A 19,104-nucleotide genomic window follows, 5' to 3' on the forward strand; every position below is an offset into this window, starting at 1 on the left:
ACCTCGGATGAAACGCTTCATGGGCGATCCTTTCGATGAAATCCTCAGAAATCATAGCAAGGGTTTGCGAAGGCGTTTTCACACACTCTGGGCCGGAAGCGGCCTTGATCGGAAGCAGCGTACGGCCAAGAGCTGATGTCCGGACCATGTGTGCTTTCCGCCAAAACGATTAACCGGGTATTTTCCGCAGACCTGTTTCGCTAAAGTTCGCGCGTCATAAGCCGAAAACCTGCGTTCCTACTTCACGGATGATTCCAAATGCTCCGTTCTGTTTTTTCCGGCGTTGCTTTACTTGCCATCGCCGCCGCCTGCACTGCCCAGGCTCAGACCGTCACGACTCCGGAACAATTGCTCACTGAATTCTCTCGTTGTGATGCGCATTTCTTCGAGAGTCTGCGCGACGCGCGCCTGCCGGCCGATACTTTACGCCTGAGTGAATACGGCTCGGTCAAGGCGCCGACCATCCTGAATCCACTGCAAGAAGGCGGCACCTATCAACGCTTCGAAACGCCCCTGATCGTCAACGGCGTGAGTATGGTGGGGTACTACAACCAGGTCCAAACCATTAAGGACTTGGGCAATTTCCTGTTCTGGGGTTTCGTAGCCGATGGCTCGCCGGACGAGGTGGCCGCTAAACTCAAGCCGCTGATCTTCGATAACACACGTTTTGTCAGGCAAGGCAAAGCCGTTGCCCGGGCCGAAATTCGCCGCGTCGGAGACCCGATCGGCCAATGGCGCACCGAAGGATTAACCGGCCCCGGCGTTGCCACGCCATTTGGCTTCGTAGACCGCGTCTTCATCATCGACGCAGCCGATGCGTCACCGCCGCTCGCGGGCCACACCACTGTTCTCTGCTCGCTTCAAGGTACCGTGACCGCGCCGCTTTTGCAGGTCTATCGCCCCGACCTCAACGCTCGGCTGCTCGACTAACAAGGAGGTTTGTCATGAATACTCGCTGGTCCGCACTGATCGCAAGTGCCTTTATCCTCACCGGATGTGCCGGGGTGCCGAACCCGCAAAAAGCCAACTTTGCACACTGCGCAAGTCAGTTTAAGGCGTACAAAGCCGATAACTACCTGCTGGTGCTCCAAGAGGGCGATCTGTGCCTGCAGAACAATACGTTGCCCGCCTCGATTCAAAGTCTGGTTTACGCGTTACAGGCTGAAGCTTACAGCGGCCTCAAGCGCTTTCCCGAAGCCGTCACCGCCAAGGAAAAATCCATGCAACTGGCGGTCAAGCCTGCCCCGCGCGACAACCTGGACTTGAGCGCCATGTACCGCGACGCTGGCAATCCGAAAAAAGCTCTTGAACTCGTGCAGTACAACTTGGACAACCGCCTGGGCGAAGCCGGAAAGGGTTCAGGCTTCCACATGCCAACCTACTATCATCTGGGCCTTGCACTGACAGACCTTGGCCAGTACCGAGAGGCCACTGAAGCATTCAGCACCGGTCTTCAGCGCCAGCCTGACTATGCTTGGGCTTATTATGCGCGCGGCATCGCGTACGACCATTTGGGCGACAGGGAAGACGCCAAAGCAGACTTTTTTAAGTTCTCGCAGATCGTCGACAAGAAATACGTGCAGCAGGAACACAAGGCCAAGCTCGCCGAATACGGCGTTTCCTTGCCTTAACGGGAAAGCGGGCCTGCGCCTTAATACGGCGACAAAAACAACCGAATGCGTTGGGGCGTCTTATAGCCCTGGCGTCATTGAGTTTGCGGCCTTCTTCGCTATTGATCGAAGCTTTGTAAGCTGCCACGCTTCTTGGAAGTCAGATCCGAGCATCGGGGTTCACTCGGAATGTGCAGGCCGAGTACAGCTTCAGGCTGAAAACATCATTACACTGATCGATCCCCAGAGCCCTCCCCCAGCGTGAACACAAACAGACGCGGCGGCTGCGCAGCGTGAAGATATACAAAAATCCTCACAACGGCGAGATCGTCCAAACCAAGGGCGGGAACCATGCCCCACCTTGTGTGGAAGGGCCGCCATAACGCTGCCGGAACCGGTGAAGCGGCCGAAATCCCACGTGCTGAATTTACTTTGAGGGAAGGGAATTACGTTCATGTGTAGGAGAGCCAAGCGCCTTTACGTGGTTTGATCGGTCACTGCACTTTGGGTTCGCCGCGTTCTGCAATCGCCACTGGACTGGCGTCTGGCCGGTCCAGCGTTTGAATGCGCGACAGAGGGTGCTTCGTTCGGCGAAGCCCCGGCTCGGGCCGATATCCAACAGCTTGCGCCCGGTGTTGGCCACTGCGTGCAGGGCGGAAAAAATATGTGGTTATTCCATGCAGCCCTTGTAATCACCTGAATCAGGACAGATCTTCTTTGGTCTCGTGGTCATAGGATGACTGCTCTTGGCCGATTGCTGCCTTTCACAAGCGCCGGCAATCGATTCGAGGCAGATTTCTGCGACGGATTCTTCCCTAAACACAGGCATTTACTCGATCACTCCCACGACAGGACCGCAAATGGTCTAACAGCTGACCGAGCGGTCGGCGCTTCTTACTGTTCGCTTGCTAGATCGCCTTGCAGTTTTCTTATACCCGCCGGGCTTGAATAGAGCTTTTCCAGAGCCAATGTCTCAGCCAGTTGTTGCGGTGAAAGCGCTTTCTCTTCCGTCTCCAGCTGCATGCGCATGGGATCTGCGATATCGCTCGGCAGCCTGTGTTTGAGGGCCACACGCAATAGCCCGCAAGCCTTGAGCTTGCTACGTTTAATGCCCTGCCCCTTATCGAGATGAATGGCGAGGGTAACTAGCGCCACAGCATTACCTTGAGTGGCCGCCTGCAACAACCAGCGATTTGCCAGTGGATAGTTAACTGGCACATCTCCGCCACTGCTATAGAGGTAGCCGAGGACGAACTGCGCGTTAGCCCGGCCCAGGTCGGCAGCGCGGGTATACCAATCCAATGCGGCGGGTACGTCTTTCGGAGTGCCAGTGCCATGTAACGTGGCCGCTCCCAACATTTCGAATGCAAGGCTATCGCCGGCATTGGCCGCCTGGGTGAGCAATTTCACGGCGTGTTGAGGGTTTGCTGCGGTCCCTTTACCAGAGAAATAGAGAGTACCTAGTAGCGTCAGGGCCTCCGCATCGCCTTGAGCGCCTGCCTTGGTGGCCCAGTTGAAAGCCTGCTGGTCGTTTGCCTCGATACCGTTACCTTTGTAATAAAGGATAGCGAGTTGTCGTTGAGCTTTTGCATGACCTTGCTCCGCAGCCTTGCTGAACCATGTCGCAGCGTGGGCAAAGTCCGTCGGCATATCTACGCCCGCAATGCTGGCAACACCCATATAATATTGGGCGTCTGCGCTCCCGTGATCGGCCGACTCAGTGATCCACTGAAGACCCATTGGTCGATCAACGTCGATGCCTCGACCGTAATATTGAAGGATGCCAAGTTTGAACTGCGCGACACGGTCCCCTTGTTCTGCTGCGCGTAAGTACCAGTCTGCGGCTTTGCCAGGGTTGCGGCCAACTACCAGCCCCTCCTCATAGGCAGAGGCGATCAAGACAGTGAGGCTGTATGGGCTTCGCCACAGGGTGAAAACGAAGGAAACTAGAACAAACGCCACCACGCTGAGGAGCAGAGCAACTAAAGACCGGCGCAATTTCGAATCCGTTCATGAATGGTGAGCGGGAAGTGTATCGATGCTTCTACCTACTGCCTATGAGTGCCCGCTCGTGCCGACTCCGGTCCCTCTCCACCAACAGCTTTCGGCCCAGAGAGTGCAAGCACCCCAAACATGCTACTTCCACCAAATTCAAACAGGAAGAAACGCCAGCGTCCCGCAGTCGATCTCAGCGTAGCTCCCCAAATCCTCTTTATAGAGCCTGATCCTGGAGACGCCTAACTCCGCCTGCAGGAACGAGACGAGCTGTCTAAGGTTAGCGTTGTCATGCATCGTAGTCGGACGCAAGACCGTCGCCCGCCCAGGCTCGTCATCGTAAGTCCTGATCAGGAACAGCTTCCCTTCGTGCTCCACGCTGTAGTTATAGCCGCGGTACTCATACTCGAGATCAACGTCGACATCGTCAAAACGGTTGGTTTTCACTGTCTTCACAGCCGCATCCCATTTGGGTTTTACAGGACGGTCGCTTCGGGAAGCGCTTAAAACATGAGAAGTAAGCGCCGCCAGCAGTCCACTTCAAGACACACTGGCGGCGCAACATTCAGGCGTGAGTGAGGTACCAGCGCCAGTCCTGCTCTCCGACTTCTGCATTGAATTGACGGAACTCGCGCCACTTGATTGCCAGGAACACCTTCAGGAATTCAGCGCCCAGCGCCTCACGCGCCCACGTTGAACGTTCCAGGGCCTGCAATGCTGTCAGCCAGTCGGTAGGCAGGAAATCGGTCGCCTGTTCATACCCGTTGCCCACAATCGCCGCGCCGGGATCGCTCTGATGCGTGATACCGTGGTGAATGCCCGCCAGTAACGCGGCGGCCGCGAGATAGGGGTTGGCATCGGCGCCGCAAATACGGTGTTCGATGTGTCGACTGAGCGCAGGGCCGCCGGGGACCCGGAACGATACCGTACGATTGTTGACGCCCCAGCTTTTGGCCAGTGGCGCGTAACTGCCGGTCTGGAACCTGCGGTAGGAGTTGGCGTGGGGGCAAAATATCGCCAGCGCGTCAAACAAGGTCGCCATCATCCCTCCAATGGAGTGACGCAGCAGCGGCGTGCCCTGCGAGTCTTCGCTCGCATACAGATTGTTGCCCTGCTCGTCCGCCAGGCTGACATGCAGGTGCAGACCGCTGCCGGCCTGGTCGCTGAATGGCTTGGCCATGAAGCACGCTTGCAGCCCATGTCTGTTGGCAACACCTTTGACCAGCCGTTTGTAACGGACGCCTTCGTCAATGGCCTGGAGTGCGTCGAAACGATGCTCAAGGGTCAACTCAAGCTGGCCCGGCGCATACTCGGAGATCGCCGTACGCACCGGCAACCCCTGCAGTGCGCACGCTGCGTAGAGATCATCAAGAAACGGTTGAACCTGTTCGAGCTCGTGGACGCCATACACCTGCGGAGCGACCGGGCGTACGCCATTGGTTTGCTGCGCCGGCTGCGGCCGACCATTGACGTCGCGCTGCTGGTCCAGCAGGTAAAACTCCAACTCAACAGCCATGACCGGATGGAAGCCATCGGCTTTGAGCCGCTCGATGGTGTTCACCAGCACATGACGCGGGTCCGCCGGTGCGGCGGGAATACCTTGGGCCGGGTGCATGCTGACCTGCACCTGGCCGGTGGGACGGGTGCGCCAGGGTTGCAGGGTCAGGCTTCCCGGCAAGGGATAGCTCCAGCAATCAGCGTCAGCGACATCCCAGACCAGGCCTGTGTCGTCCACGTCCTCACCCTGCACGGTCAAGGCAAGAATGGAGCTTGGCAGCGGTCGACCATTTTCGTAGATCGCCAGCAGCTCATTACGGTGCAACAGTTTGCCCCGTGGGACGCCATTCGCGTCGATAAGGAACAACTCGATGCTCAGCACTTCAGGGTGTGCGGCCAGATAATCCTCGGCCTCTTTTCGATCAGCAAATTGCATGTCAAACCTCTTGGCGCCGCTTCAAGCGCCTTGGCAGTGTCTGGAAAAAAACGGAGCGTCACCGTCCAGTTATGAGGAGGTGACCCGAGCTCCCGGCAGGGCAAGCAGCGTGGTCAGCGCGTTGTCCAGCTCACTGATCAGCCTGTCGATATCCGCCTCACTTGTTTGCGGGCAGCACAGGGTCATGTTGTGAAAAGGCGTGATCAGGATGCCGCGATTGATCAAGTAGAGGTGCAGCGCCATTTGAAGACTGTCGTGAAAAGCGGCCTCGGCTTGCGCACCGGTTCTGGGCGACGTGGCACAGAACTGAAACTCACAGCGAGCGCCCAACTCAGTGACAGACCAGTGCAGTTGGTGGCGCGTGAACAACGCTCGAAACCCCTGCGCCAGTCTTGAGGCAACCGCCAGCATGTGCTGGTAGGCAGCGTCGGTCATGACCTCTTCAAGACTGGCGCGCATGCAACGCATCGCCAGCGAGTTGGCAGACAGCGTTGTTCCCATACCGCTGTGACCGTGGCCACCACCTTCTGCGTCCATCTGCACGTCGCGCATGGCCTGGGCGACCTGCTCGGTCATGCCAAACACGGCGCAAGGCACGCCTCCTGCGACGGGTTTACCCACCACGAAAAAGTCGGGTTCCAACGCCCATTGGCGCGTGCATCCACCCAGGCCGGTGGAAATCGTGTGGGTCTCATCGATGACCAACAGGCTGCCATAGTGGCGGGTCAACTCTCGGCACTTTTGCATGAACCCGGGATCAGGCAGGACCATGCCGATGTTCGTCATCGCGGGCTCGCACATCAGCGCGCACACATCGCCTTGGGCTAACGCAGCCTCCAGCGCAGCGACATCGTTGAAGGGGATGGATCGACTGTATTGCGCCAAATCGTAGGCTTGGCCGACAAGGCCTGGTCGGGGCACTGTTTTGCCGTCGCGGTAGCGCACCATCACGTCATCCACCGTGCCGTGATAACAGCCGTCGAACACCAGCAGGACATTGCGCTTGGTGATGGCGCGCGCCCAGCGCAGCACATAGCGATTGGCGTCAGTCGCATTGGCGGTCACCTGCCAATAAGGCAGCCCGAATCGCTCAGCCAGCAACTCGCCGCAGACCACCGCGTCTTCGCCAGGCAGCATCGTGGTCAAGCCGTTATTTGCCTGCTCGACTATGGCGCGGGCAACAGGATCAGGTGAATGGCCAAACATTGTCCCAGTGTCGCCCAGACAGAAGTCGATGTATTCATGACCGTCAACATCGGTGAAGCGCGCCCCTTTGGCACGCTGGACAAACAGCGGCGAAGGCATCGACCAGTCGCTCATCCAGTGCATGGGCACACCGTTGAACAGATTCGCCCTGGCGCGCTTGGCCAGCGCCATTGACGTCGGGTTGCTTTCTATAAAGCGCTCACGCTCGGAGGAGGTAAAAGCAGCAATCGCTGATTCACTGATTCCACTTTTCGACATGATCAAACACCCTGTGTTAATGACAAAAATGAGTTAAGAGTCGTTGCCGCTCGGACAGCAGCGCGCCACCGCTCTGGTTCTTGAGTTCAGGCGCCAGGAGCTTTGTTCTCGACCAGACAGTTCCCGCCATCCACCACAATGACTTCACCGGTGATGTAACTGGATTCAGGCGACGCCAGAAACGCAACCGCCGCAGCCACTTCGCGAGGACTGCCGGCCCGCCCCATTGGGGTGAAGCGCCCCGCTTCAGCTTCAACGGCTGAGGTGGACCCCGTCGTGATCCAGCCAGGCGCGACGCTGTTGACGGTGATCCCTTGCCGGGCGACTTCAAGTGCAAGCCCCATGCTCATGCCCACCATCGCGGCCTTCGCGGCGCTATAAGCCGCCTCGCCCGGATTGCTGCAGCGGGTGCCTGTGACGGAGCTGATATTCACAATGCGCCCGTAGTTTCGCGCCCTCATACCGGGGAGAACGGCTTGCGTCAGAAGAAAGGCCGTCGTCAGGTTTCTGCCCAGTGAAAGATTCCATTCCTGCAGTTTCATCGTGGCCAACTCCGAGAACACCTCGGGGCTGCCTTGCATGGCCATGCCGGCATTGTTCACCAGAATATCGACCCGCCCCCAGACCGACTCTGCCCACTGGCTCAATTCACGCACCTGACGTTCATCGGTAAGGTCAGCGGGTCGGCCTTCAACTTCAAACCCTTCAAGGCGTAACTCTTTAACCCGATCCGCAATGCGATCGCTGCTGGCAGTGATGATCAGCTTCGCCCCGGATTCACCCAGCCTGCGAGCAATGGCCATACCGATCCCGGCGTCACTCCCGGCACCACTCACAAGTGCCACATGCCCCCTCAATGCTGTGCCAGACATGGTGTGTCCCACGTATTTAATGTGAAAGAGAGTGGAAACTAAGCCAATGAACCTGATACATAAAGACGACCATTATCAGAAAAACTGACGACCCCCATGGCGTTCACCAGCGAGTCCCTCAGAATCTTCCTCTGCGTCCTGGACAGCGGCTCTTTTTCCGCCGCGGCTCGACATTTAGGCCGGGTCCCCTCGGCTGTCAGCATGGCGGTGTCGCAACTTGAAGCAGAGCTGGATTTGTTGCTTTTTGACCGATCAACCCGCAAGGCTATTCCTACGGCAGTCGCTAAAGCACTGGAGCCTCAGGCACGACAGGTCGCCAGCCAGCTAAACCTGTTGGACGCCCATGCGCTCCAGCTTCATCAAGGGTTGGAGGGGCGCCTTGTCCTTGCGATGGCGCCGGAATTGCAAACAGGCCTGTGGAGTCGCCCGCTGGCCGTTATCGCCAAGGAGTTTCCCACCCTTGAAATCGAGATTCGCTCCGCGTCCCATCCGGAGGCGATGCGGATGCTGCATGAGGGGCACGTGCAACTGGCACTGGGATTTGAACGTCCAGGGCTTGACGAGAGGGAGACGTTTCTTGAAGCGGGCAGCCAGTTGTTAGTGGCCGTTGCCTCCCCAGACCACCCAGCGGCAGCGGGCAAGAAATGCCCTTTAAGTGAAGAGCAACTGGTCAACGTTCGGCAGATCATCGTCGCGACGGGAGGACCGACAGACTCCGACCCACGTGTTGTGCTATCACGGCGGATTTGGCACAGCGACAGTTACCTGGCAACGCTGAATCTGGTGCAGCAAGGATTGGGCTGGGCTTATCTACCACAACCGCTGGTGCAGCCTCTTCTCACGTCGGGCGCATTGACGGAGGTGGTATTTGACTACATGCCGAGTCAGATGCGGTTGTGGGTCGATATCATCTGGGTCAAGAACCGCCCCCTGGGGCTGGGCGCGCTTCGTTACCTGAGCCTCATGCGCGAAATTGCCCAGGGCGAACCCCGTCGTGTTTGACGCGTAAACATGACGGGACTTCTCCACGCCCAACCCCAGGGTTTTGTCAGCAGGGTCACACCGCCCTTGCTCGCGCAATAGGCTGCGGCGTTTCCGTCGGGCTCAGCGTTTGCGTAGCCGCTTACCAAGCCGCGATATGAGAGTCCGCCCTGGGCTCAGTCCCCCCGCACAGCACCCCGGTGATCGGGTCTCGCAGGATGATTTGCCCCCGCCCGTAGTCGGTCAGATCGCTGTCGGTCTGCACTTTATGCCCGCGTCGCACCAGCGCATTGACCAGGTCCCGCGAGGCGCCATGTTCGATACCGACCTTCATGTCGCCCAGCCATTGCCAGCGCGGTGCGTCGAGGGCCGCCTGGGGGTTGAGGCCGAAGTCCACCAGGTTCATCACCATCTGCACATGGCCCTGGGGCTGCATGTAGCCGCCCATCACGCCGAACGGGCCAAGGGCCTGACCGTCTTTGGTGAGGAAGCCCGGGATGATGGTGTGGAAGGTTTTCTTGCCCGGTGCCAGGCAATTGGCATGCCCCTCATCGAGGCTGAACTCCTGCCCGCGGTTCTGCAGGGCAATACCGCTGTCGGGCAGCACCACGCCGGAGCCGAAGCCGTGGTAGTTGCTCTGGATGAACGAGACCATGTTGCCTTCGGCATCCGCCGTGGCCAGATACACCGTACCGCTGGCGTGGGGGTCGCCCGGCTTGGGCGGCTGGGCCTGCTCGCCGATCTCGCCACGGCGACGGGTGCTGTAGTCATCACTGAGCAGGTCGGCTACCGCCACGCGCATATGCGCAGGATCGGTGATGTAGTGCAGGCCGTCGCTGTAGGCCAGCTTCATCGCTTCCAGTTGGCGATGCCAGGTCTGCTGGCTGTCGCGGTGATCGAAATTGAAGCCTTCAAGGATCTTCAGCGCCATCAGTGCAACGAGTCCCTGGCCACTGGGCGGGATCTCCCAGACATCCACGCCTCGGTAGTTGATGTGGATCGGTTCGACCCATTGCGCGCGGTAATCCTTGAGGTCGCTGGCGCGCAAGTAGCCGCCGCTGGCCCGCGAATGCGCATCCAGGCGCTCGGCCAAAGCACCGCGATACAGGCTTTCACAGCGCGTGTCGGCGAGGTCTTCGAGCGTACGGGCTTGGGCCGGGTTGCGGAACATCTCGCCCGCCAGGGGGGCACGACCGTTGAGCAGGAAGGTGTCGAACCAGGCTTGCAGCACTTCATCGCGGTGCGGGCTGAATTCGTTCAGGGATATCTGCCATTGATGGGCAACCACCGGCGACAACGGGAAACCGTCCCGCGCCAGGCGGATGGCCGGCTGCAGCAACTCGGCAAACGGCAACTTGCCGAAGCGTTTCGACAGCTCTGCCCAGGCGGAGGGGCAGCCAGGCACAGTCACCGGCGTCCAGCCATACAACGGCATCTTTGAATGCCCGGCGGCCTTGACAGCCTCGACACTCAAGGCCGCCGGCGCGTGGCCATTGCCGTTCAAACCATGCAACTGGCCTTTGCACCACACCAGGGCAAACGCGTCGCCGCCCAGGCCACAGCCGGTGGGTTCAACCACGGTGAGCGCCGCCGCCGTGGCGATGGCGGCGTCGATTGCATTGCCACCCTTTTGCATGATCTGGATACCGGCCTGGGCGGCCAGTGGCTGTGAAGCCGCGACCATGCCGCGACGGGCGAACACACTCTGGCGTTGCGAAGGATAAGGGTATTCGTGAGCGGAGAATTTCAACATGACGAAGGCTCTTCAAAAATGGTCATAGCACGCGGCTGAGAAACGCCCGGGTACGCGGATGGCTGGGGTGGCTGAAGATCTGTTCCGGTGGCCCTTGCTCGATCAATTCGCCCTGATCGAGCACTACCACGCGGTCGGCGACTTCACGGGCAAAGCCCATCTCATGGGTGACCACCACCATGGTCATGCCCTCCTCGGCCAGTTCCTTCATCACCTGCAGAACCTCGCCGACGGTTTCCGGGTCGAGGGCGCTGGTGGGTTCGTCGAACAGCATTGCCAAGGGCTTCATCGCCAACGCGCGGGCGATCGCCACCCGCTGCTGCTGGCCGCCGGAGAGCATCGACGGATAGTGGCTGGCCTTGTCCGACAGGCCGACCCGCGCCAGTAAGCCGCGTGCCTGTTCCAGCGCCGCCGCACGCGGCACGCCGAGTACCTGGATCGGCGCTTCGATGATGTTCTCCAGCGCGGTCATGTGCGGGAACAGATTAAAGCGCTGGAACACCATGCCGATGTCGCGGCGCTGACGGGCGATGTTGCGTTCCGAATCGCGCACCAGACTGCCATCGGCGCGTTCGCGATAGCCCATGGCGCGGCCGTTGACGCGAATGCGTCCGCCCTGGATGTCTTCGAGCAAATTGATGCAGCGGATAAAAGTAGTCTTGCCAGAACCGGAGGCGCCGATCAGTACCACCACTTCGCCGCGCCGCACTTGCAGGGAGATGCCCTTGAGGATCTGCAACTCGCCGAACGACTTCTGAACATCCAGTGCCTCAATGATCAGTTCTTCACTTTGGTGCGCCATGGTTAACGTCCCCTCAGCAGTTTCAGTGCGCTGCGACCGAACATACGGCTGGCGGCGGGCGGTGGCGCCGAAGGTCGATCGGACTGGCCGAAGCGGTTCTCGAGCCAGCGTTGGAAAAAGCCCCACAAAGTGGTCAGTGTCAGGAAGTAAATCGCGACGACCAGGTACAACTCGAATACGCGAAACGTCGCCGAGGTGACCATTTGCGTGCTGAGCAACAACTCCTGTACCCCGATCACGCTGACCAGCGTGGTGTTCTTGAGCATGACGTTGAATTCATTGCCCAGCGGCGGCACGATCACCCGAAACGCCTGGGGCAACACGATGCGGCGCATCAGCTTGCCGAACCCCATGCCCAGGGAACGCCCCGCCTCGTATTGGCCCTTGTCCACCGCCCCTATGCCGGCGCGGATGATCTCGGCCATGTACGCGCCTTCATTCAAACCCAGGGCGATGATCGCCGCCTGGATATTGCCGGGGATGATCAGCCCGAACAGCTCGATGTCCTCGAAGCGGAAGATCCCGCCCGCTGCCAGTGCGGTATACAAAAAGACGATCTGCACCAGCAGCGGCGTGCCGCGCATCAGCCACACGTAAAGGCGCACCGGCAGGTGCAGCAGCGGGTTCCTCGACAGGCGCAACAGCGCCGCCGCCAGGCCCAGCGCACAGCCGAGCAGCATCGCCAGCACGCTGATCAGGCAAGTCAGCCACAGCCCGGTGAGATAAACCCCACTGGGCTGCAGCAGGTATTGCCAGAACACATCCCAATTGAAATTCATCGTGGTGGAACCTCAGTCGAGTGTGTCGCTGCTGACATGCCATTTGTTGAGCAATTGCACATAGCTGCCGTCGCTGCGCATGTCACTGATGATCTGCTGCACGGCGGCGGTCAGTTGCGGGTCGTCCTTGCGCATGCCCAGGCCGGTGAGGATGCGGCTGAATGCAGGCACCCCTTCCTGGAACAGCTCCGGGGCCATCCCAGCGTAGTAGCCGGCGGTTTCCACGGTGGTGCCATAGGCGTCGACCTGGCTGATGCGCAGCGCCTGGAAGGCATCGGTGTCGGTGTTGTAGACCACCAGCTTCATCGGTGGCTTGCCGGCCTTGGCGAGGCTTTCGTTCTGGGTGTCGAGCAGGGTCTTGATGGTGGAGCCGTTGAGCACCGCCACCTTGTGCGCGGACAGGTCGTCCAGGGTCTTGATGCCTTTGGGGTTGCCCTTGGGCACCACCACCGCCTGGCTGGAGTACATGTAGTTGACGGTGTCGATCACCTGGCGGCGCTCGGGTTTGTCGAACAACTGGTCGACGATCATGTCGCACTGCTGGGCAAGCAGCGCGGGCACCAGACCGGAAAACGGAATGACTCGCCATTGCACGGTTTTATTGCCCAGGCGCTTGGCAATTTCCAGGCCCAGGTCGACGGTGAGCCCACGCGGTTTCTGGGATTCGTCGAAGGACACCAAGGGCGGTGAATCCATCCCCGAGCAGTAGATGAGTTTGTCGACGCTCTTCAGGCGCTCAGGCACCTGGACCGCGGCGCAGGCCCATTGTGTGCAGAGACCGAGGGTTACAGCCACCAGCAAGGCGCGGCGTTGTTTATGCATGACCAGACACTCCACTTCGTTGAATAACGGGGGCAGGACTAAAGTCAAAACACGGACGGCTTGGAACCCGTCTCTATTATTTTTTCGATTGCAGAAACTGAATCAGCAGCGGGACGGTGCTTTCGATGTGTTCGCGCACCACGGCTTCGACGCGAGCGGCGTCACCGGCGCGAATCGCGTCCAGGATCACCGCATGTTCCTGGCGCGCGCTCAGGGGTTTTTCGCTGTGCTGCAGCCACAAGCGCATGGGTGCCTCCACCAGCGAATACAAAGCGGAAATCTGCTTCATCAAGCGCGTGCGGCCGCTAAGGCTGCACAGGTATTCATGAAAGGCACGGTGGCGACGGACCCACGCGGCGCTCTCGTCACGGTAGTCATCCATCTCGTCCAGCAACCGCTCCAGAGCCGCCATCTGACGTTCGCCAATGTGAGCAACCGCAACGCGCACGGCCAGGCCCTCAAGGGCGCCACGCATCTCGAACACTTCATGCAGCTCATCGATATCCACACCGCTGACGACCGCGCCGCGGTTGGGCCGCAGCGTCACCAGGCCCAGGGCATCCAGTCGGCGAAATGCTTCGCGCACCGGCATGCGGCTCATGCCGATCTCGCTGGCGATATCCTCGGCGATCAAGCGGTCGCCCTTGCGGTAGCGGCCGCCGCAGATGGCGTCGAGCAAGAAACTGTAAGCCTCCTCCTCAGCAGTGAGGGGCTGGCGGTCGACGTAAGCGGTGGCAAATTGCACTGGCAGCACCTTTGTATTTTTGTATCCAATTATCCACAAACACAGGAAAGCATGATGTGTGCCAATACCTGACTTGGGGTTAAACAGCTGATTAAGAGGAGTTTTTTGTTTATGCCGGGAAAAGATGTGCGATGCAGAGAGGCGATAGTGCTACTGAATGGCACACCGACTCCCTATTTGCGTGCAGGAAGGTAATCTCGGAGCGATCAGGATCACTGGCAGAAGACAGGTGAAAGCCACGAGGCGGAGCGATACCTATTGCGACCCACTGGCTTGCTCCGTTAGCAGCGATATAGGGGCTTTGCGTGCACCGCCTTTCGGTGTCAGTGAGCGGCCTTTCAGGCGCCGCCCTCAAGGCCATGCATGTGGGCCACCACGTGCATAAAGACCCAGGCATCACCCTTTTCGTACGTCTCCAGGGCTTCGCTGCCGCCAAGAAAGGGGTACGGCTGGGGGATGTAGACCTGATTTTCAGCAAGGGGACCCAGATGCTGGAATAGATCAGCCACGTGATCAGAACTCAGGACATACAGCTCGAACCCGGGCTCCTTCAGTATCTCTGCTTCAAAATCTTCGACTGAGGGGAAACTTCCGTACGACTTTGCCGCGCACTGAAAAGGGTGCAGCACGAGGTACTCTGAGTCGTGTGGATTGCGAAGAAAGAAATGGCCGAGGCTTGAGTAACCCACCACCTCAGTGTGGTTCGGGAAGCTGGCGGCCCACGCGCCCAGATCGCTCGACGCTCTAACCGAAAAGAGTGTGTAGAGAACAGGTCCGGATGGCTTTCCGAATATTTTGGAGAAAAGTCCCAAGGTAGAACCTCAAGGTGAGCGCCTGGTAGCAAGAACGCGCTGGTGAATTGGTGTGGTCGAAAACGACAGTCCGCCCTGTTTGATTGGGCGAACTGCCGCAGATTGGGTTCATCGCGTCATAGGGTGTTCTCGTGGCCCTGACGGCATAGGCATCCGCGCTGCAATCATCGGTTTTTAGTCAACAGTCGTTTGGGTCATGTATTGCTCAAGCACATCACGTGCGTGGCATGGTCATGATCTGTTCGCATGAAGCCACACTTCAGATAAAACGCGTCGCCGGCGGCGGTATCGGTGAACAGGCATACGTTCTGAAAGCGCAGCGCGGCATGTGCAACAAGCGCCTTTACCAGCGTTTTTCCAACGTGATGCCCTCTTGATGAAGCGCTGACATAGACCCGTCGCAGCCTAGCCATATTCTTTTCAGCGTAGGGATCAATTGAGAGGCCTCCGATACCTACCAGCTGCTGGTTTCGATACGCAGCCATCAGACATTCGCCGGGCGCATTGAAGCGATTAGCTCCTGAGTTCCATTCGTCAATCAGGCGGGTGAGAAACCTGAAGCCTTCTCCAGCCGCCTCTTGCTCTAGCGCCTGAATCTCCGGGGGCAGATGGGTGATCAGTTGAATGTCGACCTGGCCCATGGATCTTCCTTGATTGGGTGGAAACCTGTCTGGCTTACAAAAGTTCTTCGCTTGCATCGCTATCAGCAGTATTTAATCTTCGTCACGCTTTACCAAAACCAAGCACTGAACGCAGCCAGCCTGCCGACTTCCGTTCATAGAAAGGTGTGGTTTCCGTAAGGAAGTAATCGCTAAGGCCTTCCCCCCCTTCGGTCACGCGATAGAGGTCAACGGGATCGCCTTCCGGGGCGGTATCCCCGGCAACGTTACCGGCCTCGCGCATGACCCTTTCAAAATCTCCGTCCGCTTCAATACCAATGATCAGATGAGGCTTTTGATCAACCGATGGGTCATGCATCAACGCCAGAAATGCACGTTTTACGTTGCGATGTTTGGCGAGTAACTGGGTGAGCGAGTGGACCATCCTGGACGGGTATTGCGACGGCTGTCCGAGCAGCACGTTCGTGTCTTTTTCGACCGTGCGCTGCGCCGGCTTCTGGCCGATCCCGTCGGAGAGCAGATGGCGCACTTCTTCCGGCAAAAACTCTTTCCCGTAAGGGGACTTCGGGTTGAGGAAAAGGGGCGCGCCCAGTGTGATTTCAAACAGCGATCTGGCCGGAATCTCTACATAGGATTCTTCGCTGTCTATGGAGGCTTGCAGGGTCTGCAACGAAGAAAAAAACGGGATGACAGGTGAGCCGTCAGCCCTGTGCCAATTCGCGATGCTGATGTTGCTGCCCGCTTCGAGCGTGACATGACCCTTGCCGGTCCCGGCAGTGCCAAGGACGTAGACAATTGAGTTCAACAGCGTCTTGAAAAACTCAGGTCGATGGGCCGGCTCATCCGCCGCCAGCCTGAGTGATTGTTCGAGGGCGTTTTCTTGCTGGTTGTTCATGATCTCCATCCGTGGCTCCATCAAAACAGACAAAAAATGAGTGCAAAGCGCGCGTAGTTTTCCACGGGATTGTGAAAACAGGAAGAACAGTAAGCGAATGAATCTGAGGCATGCACAAGCCACCCTGACCGGACTTCCAGTGAGAGTTCCTGCCTATCAGTGGTGGGCGGAGAGCCAAATGCGGTTCGTCTTTTGTCAGCGCTTCTTGTCATTGGACCCCTGCCCCCGCGTCACCTCAAATCGCCTCACATTCTTGCGCAACCAACCCAGAAAACCATTGGCATCAGCAACCACCGGCTTGGCCTCCAGCATCGCCGCCCTCGCCTTCGCGCGGTACTTCGCTAACCCGGCCAACGCACCCAACAACTCCGGATGCTCCGCCAGCCACGGTTCCAGGTCGGCCTTGTCGATCCGGTAAATCATGCAGTCGGTGTACGCGCAAAAGCGCGCCAGCGTCGGCGTCGCGTCAATGAAACCCGTCTCACCCAGCAGCTCGCCCGGCCCCATGCGCCCGACTTCCAGCCAGCCGTCCGGCCGTTGCAGCGACGCAGACACCACACCGGACTCAATAATGAACAGCGCATCAGGCACCACGCCCTCGGCCAGCACGATGTCTTTCGCCGGATACGCACCCAGGCGCATGTGCTGTTCCAGTTGCGCGCGGTCGGCGTCGCTGAGCATGCGCAGCGCATTCACGGTATTGAGCACGGCAGACTGGCGGGTGGCGGGGCGTTGTTGGTCCTGGCGGGTTTCAGTGGAAGCCAGTTGCCGGTGGATCAAGTCGAACAGTTGGTTGCGCACCGCTGAACGCCGGTCCCGTAATTTTACGTAGCCGGTGACTTCGTATTCGACGATGCGCAGGCCGGACTTGACCACCACTGCCGATGGCGCGGGCTGGGCCAGTAATTCGCGGCAGCCGAGCAGCGCTTTCTCCAGGGAGTCCAGCACCAGGCTGGGTCGCAGGCGGGTCGACAGTTCGATGGACAGGGTGACCGAGTGGAAATGGTCCGGCCGGCTGAAGTTGACGATGCGGGTCTTGGCGGCCATGGCATTGGGGATCACGGCCATGCTGCCCTCGGCCGTCAGCAGGTGGGTGGAGCGCCAGTCGATTTCGATGACTTTGCCTTCGATGTCGTCGACGCGAATCCAGTCGTCCACCCGGAACGGTTTGGTCGCGTTGAGGACGATGCCGGAGAACACGTCACCCAGTGTGCTTTGTACGGCAAGGCCGAAGATGATTGCCACCGCGCCGGAGGTGGCCAGGAGGCCTTTGACCGGAAGGTCGAGTACGTAGGCGGCCGCCGCCACAGCCGCAACGAGGAAGATGATCGCACCCATGACGTCCTGCAGCAGATGGCCCTTGCCGCCGATGCGCGGCTCCATGACCACGACGGCGAGCACGGTCAGGGTTCGCGCGCCGTAAAGCCACCAGGCGATGGTCAGAATGGTGGCCAGGACATGCCGGGGAACGGACCAGTCGGCGGGCACCGCATACAGCGGACTCAGCCCGCCATCGAGCAGCGCCATGCTGAACAGCACGAACAGCACCAGCCGGCACATGAGTTTGCGCCGAAGCCAGCGCGGGTGAAGCCACTGCCAGAGCGTGAGGTCGATGACCAGCAGCACGGCAGCGCTGATCAGCGGATAGGCGAACCACAAATGATCCATCGACATTCCCTGAGGGTGGACAGCCCGTGAAGCTTAGCTGAATACCCTGCAGGGAAGTGCCGGTCACATCATCGGGGGAACAGTGAAGCGAATCGGGGCGAAGGCTGATGCCGATGTTCACTCTGTAGCCGGCCTGCTGGCGAATGCGGGGGGCAGGCGGCTGGATGTCGCGGCTGATATTTTTCGCGGGCAAGCGCGCTCCTACAGGTGATCTCGACAACATCCGGAATCTTCGGCGAACACGTATTCTGCAAGAGGCATCTGACTCCTGCAGGTGCTGTGCACGACGCTGAAATCCCGGCCAACGCCGACCTCCTGTAGGAGTGAGCTTGCTCGCGAAGGCGGTGTGCCTGTGACGAATCAATGTCTGACACGCCGCCTTCGCCTTAAAGCGCGCGCCTACAGTTGATCTCGACACCATCCGGAATCTCCGGTGTGCACGTATTCTGTGGGAGCCGGCTTGCTGGCGAATGCGGTGGATCAGCGACAACGATTTCGACCAATAGACTGGGTTCGCCAGCAAGCCGGCTCCTACGGAGTGAGGGTGTGTCAGTCAACCGTGTGGTGAATGATCAGACGAATCAGAACGCCGTGACGCCGCCGTCCACCGCCAATGAATGCCCGGTGGTGAACGCGGCGCCGTCGCTGCACAGGTAGAGCACGGCGGCGGCGATTTCTTCGACTTTGCCGATCCGCCCGACCGGGTGCATGGTCGCGGCGAATTCGGCCTTGCGCGGGTCGGCTTCGTGGGCGCGGCGGAACATGTCGGTGTCGATCACCGCCGGGCACACGGCGTTGACCCGGATGTGTTTCTTGGCGTATTCGATGGCCGCCGATTTGGTCAGGCCGATCACCGCGTGCTTGGAGGCGCTGTAGATGCTCATCTTCGGCGCCGCGCCCAGCCCGGCGACCGACGCGGTGTTGACGATCGCCCCGCCGCCCTGGGCCAGCATCAGCGGCAACTGGTATTTCATGCACAGCCAGACGCCTTTGACATTGACGCCCATGATCGCGTCGAACTCGGCTTCGCTGCCTTCGGCGAGGCGGCCCTTCTCGATTTCAATGCCGGCATTATTGAAGGCGTAATCGACCCGGCCGTACGCGTCCACGGCCTGGGCCATCATCTGCTGCACCTGAGCGTCCTTGGTTACGTCACACGGCAGAAACAGCGCTTCCCCGCCCGCCTGACGAATCAACTCGGCCGTGCCCTCGCCGCCCGCGCTGTCCAGATCCACCACCAGCACTTTCAGGCCGTGTTCGGCGAACGCCAGCGCAGTCGCTCGGCCAATGCCTGCAGCGGCGCCGGTGACCAACGCGACCTGACCGGAAAACGTCATGCTCATGGGTTCGTCC

At 59.5% G+C, this 19,104-nt stretch carries 20 protein-coding genes; 4 read left to right on the forward strand and 16 right to left on the reverse strand.

The window, feature by feature from the left end:
* Positions 1–258: 258 nt before the first annotated feature.
* The 3 genes from BMY98_RS22160 to BMY98_RS28200 all read left to right on the forward strand — a co-directional run bounded on the left by BMY98_RS22160 (position 259) and on the right by BMY98_RS28200 (position 1,993).
* Positions 259–930, forward strand: coding sequence for a hypothetical protein (locus BMY98_RS22160; protein WP_074892522.1), 672 nt, complete (start codon positions 259–261; stop codon positions 928–930).
* Between the two features lie 14 nt (positions 931–944).
* The gene (locus tag BMY98_RS22165; protein WP_074892523.1) at positions 945–1,631 is read left to right on the forward strand and encodes a tetratricopeptide repeat protein; all 687 of its coding nucleotides are present in this window, start codon (positions 945–947) and stop codon (positions 1,629–1,631) included.
* Positions 1,632–1,903: 272 nt separating this feature from the next.
* Positions 1,904–1,993 (forward strand): hypothetical protein, encoded by a 90-nt coding sequence (locus BMY98_RS28200; RefSeq protein ID WP_425438899.1) that lies wholly within the window; start codon positions 1,904–1,906, stop codon positions 1,991–1,993.
* A 44-nt stretch (positions 1,994–2,037) separates the two neighbouring features.
* On the opposite strand, the gene BMY98_RS27035 is transcribed toward BMY98_RS28200, so the two are convergent.
* From BMY98_RS27035 to BMY98_RS22190, 6 genes are all read right to left on the reverse strand, one after another.
* The gene (locus BMY98_RS27035) at positions 2,038–2,253 is read right to left on the reverse strand and encodes a helix-turn-helix domain-containing protein (RefSeq protein ID WP_074892524.1); all 216 of its coding nucleotides are present in this window, start codon (positions 2,251–2,253) and stop codon (positions 2,038–2,040) included.
* A 251-nt stretch (positions 2,254–2,504) separates the two neighbouring features.
* Positions 2,505–3,608 carry a tetratricopeptide repeat protein gene (locus BMY98_RS22170; protein ID WP_074892525.1) on the reverse strand — a complete coding sequence of 368 codons (1,104 nt, stop codon included), beginning with the start codon at positions 3,606–3,608 and terminating at the stop codon, positions 2,505–2,507.
* A gap of 153 nt (positions 3,609–3,761) precedes the next feature.
* On the reverse strand, positions 3,762–4,061 hold the full coding sequence (locus tag BMY98_RS22175; protein ID WP_074892526.1) for a hypothetical protein: 300 nt from the start codon (positions 4,059–4,061) through the stop codon (positions 3,762–3,764).
* 109 nt (positions 4,062–4,170) lie between these two features.
* Positions 4,171–5,538: a glutamine synthetase family protein gene (locus BMY98_RS22180; RefSeq protein ID WP_074892527.1), complete on the reverse strand. Its 1,368-nt coding sequence runs from the start codon at positions 5,536–5,538 to the stop codon at positions 4,171–4,173.
* Positions 5,539–5,607: 69 nt separating this feature from the next.
* On the reverse strand, positions 5,608–7,002 hold the full coding sequence (locus tag BMY98_RS22185; protein WP_074892528.1) for an aspartate aminotransferase family protein: 1,395 nt from the start codon (positions 7,000–7,002) through the stop codon (positions 5,608–5,610).
* A gap of 86 nt (positions 7,003–7,088) precedes the next feature.
* On the reverse strand, positions 7,089–7,874 hold the full coding sequence (locus BMY98_RS22190; RefSeq protein ID WP_074892529.1) for an SDR family NAD(P)-dependent oxidoreductase: 786 nt from the start codon (positions 7,872–7,874) through the stop codon (positions 7,089–7,091).
* Between the two features lie 96 nt (positions 7,875–7,970).
* Between BMY98_RS22190 and BMY98_RS22195 the strand changes: the two genes are divergently transcribed.
* Complete coding sequence (locus BMY98_RS22195) at positions 7,971–8,876, forward strand: LysR family transcriptional regulator (RefSeq protein ID WP_074892530.1); 906 nt, start codon at positions 7,971–7,973, stop codon at positions 8,874–8,876.
* A 121-nt stretch (positions 8,877–8,997) separates the two neighbouring features.
* On the opposite strand, the gene BMY98_RS22200 is transcribed toward BMY98_RS22195, so the two are convergent.
* The 10 genes from BMY98_RS22200 to BMY98_RS22245 form a co-directional block, all read right to left on the reverse strand.
* A complete protein-coding gene (locus BMY98_RS22200) occupies positions 8,998–10,608 on the reverse strand; it encodes a gamma-glutamyltransferase family protein (RefSeq protein WP_074892531.1) in 1,611 nt (536 codons plus the stop codon).
* Positions 10,609–10,630: 22 nt separating this feature from the next.
* Positions 10,631–11,410, reverse strand: a complete 780-nt coding sequence (locus BMY98_RS22205; RefSeq protein ID WP_074892532.1) for an amino acid ABC transporter ATP-binding protein — start codon at positions 11,408–11,410, stop codon at positions 10,631–10,633.
* Between the two features lie 2 nt (positions 11,411–11,412).
* Positions 11,413–12,189: an amino acid ABC transporter permease gene (locus tag BMY98_RS22210; protein WP_074892533.1), complete on the reverse strand. Its 777-nt coding sequence runs from the start codon at positions 12,187–12,189 to the stop codon at positions 11,413–11,415.
* A 12-nt stretch (positions 12,190–12,201) separates the two neighbouring features.
* A complete protein-coding gene (locus BMY98_RS22215) occupies positions 12,202–13,011 on the reverse strand; it encodes an ABC transporter substrate-binding protein (protein ID WP_074892534.1) in 810 nt (269 codons plus the stop codon).
* Positions 13,012–13,087: 76 nt separating this feature from the next.
* Positions 13,088–13,756 (reverse strand): GntR family transcriptional regulator, encoded by a 669-nt coding sequence (locus tag BMY98_RS22220; protein WP_074892535.1) that lies wholly within the window; start codon positions 13,754–13,756, stop codon positions 13,088–13,090.
* Between the two features lie 338 nt (positions 13,757–14,094).
* Positions 14,095–14,568, reverse strand: a complete 474-nt coding sequence (locus BMY98_RS22225; protein WP_217648328.1) for a T6SS immunity protein Tdi1 domain-containing protein — start codon at positions 14,566–14,568, stop codon at positions 14,095–14,097.
* A gap of 194 nt (positions 14,569–14,762) precedes the next feature.
* Positions 14,763–15,209, reverse strand: coding sequence for a GNAT family N-acetyltransferase (locus BMY98_RS22230; protein ID WP_074892536.1), 447 nt, complete (start codon positions 15,207–15,209; stop codon positions 14,763–14,765).
* 82 nt (positions 15,210–15,291) lie between these two features.
* On the reverse strand, positions 15,292–16,092 hold the full coding sequence (gene sseB / locus BMY98_RS22235) for an enhanced serine sensitivity protein SseB (protein WP_083398862.1): 801 nt from the start codon (positions 16,090–16,092) through the stop codon (positions 15,292–15,294).
* Between the two features lie 186 nt (positions 16,093–16,278).
* Positions 16,279–17,751, reverse strand: coding sequence for a mechanosensitive ion channel domain-containing protein (locus BMY98_RS22240; RefSeq protein ID WP_074892537.1), 1,473 nt, complete (start codon positions 17,749–17,751; stop codon positions 16,279–16,281).
* Between the two features lie 581 nt (positions 17,752–18,332).
* Positions 18,333–19,094, reverse strand: a complete 762-nt coding sequence (locus BMY98_RS22245; protein ID WP_074892538.1) for an SDR family oxidoreductase — start codon at positions 19,092–19,094, stop codon at positions 18,333–18,335.
* Positions 19,095–19,104 lie beyond the last annotated feature (10 nt).

The organism is Pseudomonas graminis (assembly GCF_900111735.1).
Lineage (GTDB): Bacteria > Pseudomonadota > Gammaproteobacteria > Pseudomonadales > Pseudomonadaceae > Aquipseudomonas > Aquipseudomonas graminis.

Bases quoted from the DNA above. Each gene is read 5' to 3' on its own strand.
- BMY98_RS22160 (WP_074892522.1), top strand. From the start codon at position 259: ATGCTCCGTTCTGTTTTTTCCGGCGTTGCTTTACTTGCCATCGCCGCC.
- BMY98_RS22165 (WP_074892523.1), top strand. From the start codon at position 945: ATGAATACTCGCTGGTCCGCACTGATCGCAAGTGCCTTTATCCTCACC.
- BMY98_RS22180 (WP_074892527.1), bottom strand. From the start codon at position 5,538: ATGCAATTTGCTGATCGAAAAGAGGCCGAGGATTATCTGGCCGCACAC.
- BMY98_RS22185 (WP_074892528.1), bottom strand. From the start codon at position 7,002: ATGTCGAAAAGTGGAATCAGTGAATCAGCGATTGCTGCTTTTACCTCC.
- BMY98_RS22190 (WP_074892529.1), bottom strand. From the start codon at position 7,874: ATGTCTGGCACAGCATTGAGGGGGCATGTGGCACTTGTGAGTGGTGCC.
- BMY98_RS22195 (WP_074892530.1), top strand. From the start codon at position 7,971: ATGGCGTTCACCAGCGAGTCCCTCAGAATCTTCCTCTGCGTCCTGGAC.
- BMY98_RS22200 (WP_074892531.1), bottom strand. From the start codon at position 10,608: ATGTTGAAATTCTCCGCTCACGAATACCCTTATCCTTCGCAACGCCAG.
- BMY98_RS22205 (WP_074892532.1), bottom strand. From the start codon at position 11,410: ATGGCGCACCAAAGTGAAGAACTGATCATTGAGGCACTGGATGTTCAG.
- BMY98_RS22210 (WP_074892533.1), bottom strand. From the start codon at position 12,189: ATGAATTTCAATTGGGATGTGTTCTGGCAATACCTGCTGCAGCCCAGT.
- BMY98_RS22215 (WP_074892534.1), bottom strand. From the start codon at position 13,011: ATGCATAAACAACGCCGCGCCTTGCTGGTGGCTGTAACCCTCGGTCTC.
- BMY98_RS22230 (WP_074892536.1), bottom strand. From the start codon at position 15,209: ATGGGCCAGGTCGACATTCAACTGATCACCCATCTGCCCCCGGAGATT.
- sseB (WP_083398862.1), bottom strand. From the start codon at position 16,092: ATGGAGATCATGAACAACCAGCAAGAAAACGCCCTCGAACAATCACTC.
- BMY98_RS22240 (WP_074892537.1), bottom strand. From the start codon at position 17,751: ATGGATCATTTGTGGTTCGCCTATCCGCTGATCAGCGCTGCCGTGCTG.
- BMY98_RS22245 (WP_074892538.1), bottom strand. From the start codon at position 19,094: ATGAGCATGACGTTTTCCGGTCAGGTCGCGTTGGTCACCGGCGCCGCT.